Here is a 1628-nt window from a genome sequence, read left to right as displayed (position 1 = left end):
TGACAGGCAGCGTGTACCTCCTTTTGCTTGGCATACGACCTCAGGGCAGGAGCGAGCGATGCGTGCAGTCGTCTACAATGGCCCGCGGGATGTCGCCGTGCAGGACGTGCCTGACGCCCGGATCGAGCGGCCGACCGACGTGCTGGTGCGGATCACGAGCACCAACATCTGCGGCTCCGACCTGCACATGTACGAGGGCCGGACCGATTTCCCGCGCGGGGGCGTGTTCGGGCACGAGAACCTCGGCCAGGTGGCCGAAGTCGGCGACGCCGTCGATCGGGTGAAGGCCGGAGACTGGGTCGCCATCCCCTTCAACATCGGCTGCGGGTTCTGCAAGAATTGCGAGCGCGGCTTGAGCGCGTTCTGCCTGACGACGGCCGATCGCAGCGTCATGCCGAACATGGCCGGCGCCGCGTACGGCTTTGCCGACATGGGGCCGTATCGGGGCGGCCAGGCCGACCTGCTGCGCGTTCCCTACGGCGACTACAATTGCCTGAAACTGCCGCCCGATGCGGAGGAGCGGCAGAACGACTACGTGATGCTGGCCGACATCTTCCCGACCGGCTGGCACGCCACCGAGCTTGCCGGACTGCGCCCCGGCGAATCGATCGTCATCTACGGGGCCGGCCCGGTCGGTCTGATGGCGGCCCATGCGGCGATGATCAAGGGCGCCTGCATGGTGATGGTCGTCGATCGCCATCCCGACCGCCTGCGCCTCGCGGGCTCGATCGGGGCCCTGCCCATCGATGACTCGAAGGGCTCCGCGGTGGACCAGGTGCTGGAATTGACGAACGGCATCGGGGCCGACCGCGGCTGCGAGTGCGTCGGCTACCAGGCACACGATCCGCAGGGCCACGAGCACCCCAACATGACCATGAACGACTTGGTCAAATCGGTGAAGTTCACCGGCGGCATCGGCGTGGTCGGCGTCTTCACGCCCCAGGATCCGGCGCCTCAGGACCCGCTCTACAAGCAGGGCGAGATCGTGTTCGACCACGGCCTCTTCTGGTTCAAGGGCCAGACGATCGGCGTCGGCCAATGCAACGTGAAAGCCTATAACCGGCCGTTGCGCGACCTGATCTCGACCGGCCGCGCGAAGCCGTCCTTCATCGTCTCGCACGAGCTTCCGCTGGGAGAGGCGCCGACGGCCTACCGGCACTTCGACGCGCGCGATGACGGCTGGACCAAGGTGATCCTCAAGCCAGCCGCATGAGCGGCCCTGCCAAGCCGGGCGGGCCGCCGCTCGCCCGGCCGATCCATGATCTCGCCGGACGGGCTCGAGCGTGAGGACGCGATGCCGACTTACGACTACGCGTGCGACGCGTGCGGGCCGTTCAGGGCCATGCGCCCCATGGCGCAGTTTCAAGACCCCTGTGCCTGTCCCGAATGCGGGACCGGGGCCGCACGGACAGTCCTGAGCGCACCGGCCATCGCCAGCGGCCACGCAGGTCGCGGTGTCGCCCGCGATGCGACCGAGCCAAGCGCGCCCTCGTCACGCCAGGCTTCGGCTGCCCATCCGGCCGGCTGTGGCTGTTGCATGCGCCGCGCACCACTTCCGGGCGCCCTCTCCGCGGGCGGACGGGTCTTCACGGCGCACGGGCCGATCCGGCGCAGCAGTCCGTGAGGGC

2 protein-coding genes are annotated in these 1628 nt (G+C 68.7%); both read left to right on the top strand.

What is annotated here, in order from left to right:
* Positions 1–58: 58 nt before the first annotated feature.
* Positions 59–1213: a glutathione-independent formaldehyde dehydrogenase gene (locus MET9862_RS28955; protein WP_142586309.1), complete on the top strand. Its 1155-nt coding sequence runs from the start codon at positions 59–61 to the stop codon at positions 1211–1213.
* A 45-nt stretch (positions 1214–1258) separates the two neighbouring features.
* Positions 1259–1624, top strand: a complete 366-nt coding sequence (locus MET9862_RS30720) for an FmdB family zinc ribbon protein (protein ID WP_210248141.1) — start codon at positions 1259–1261, stop codon at positions 1622–1624.
* The last annotated feature ends 4 nt before the right edge of the window (positions 1625–1628 follow it).

This window comes from Methylobacterium symbioticum (genome assembly GCF_902141845.1).
Lineage (GTDB): Bacteria > Pseudomonadota > Alphaproteobacteria > Rhizobiales > Beijerinckiaceae > Methylobacterium > Methylobacterium symbioticum.
The sequence above is the reverse complement of the archived record's forward strand: the minus strand, read 5'-3'. Positions and strand labels throughout refer to the sequence as shown.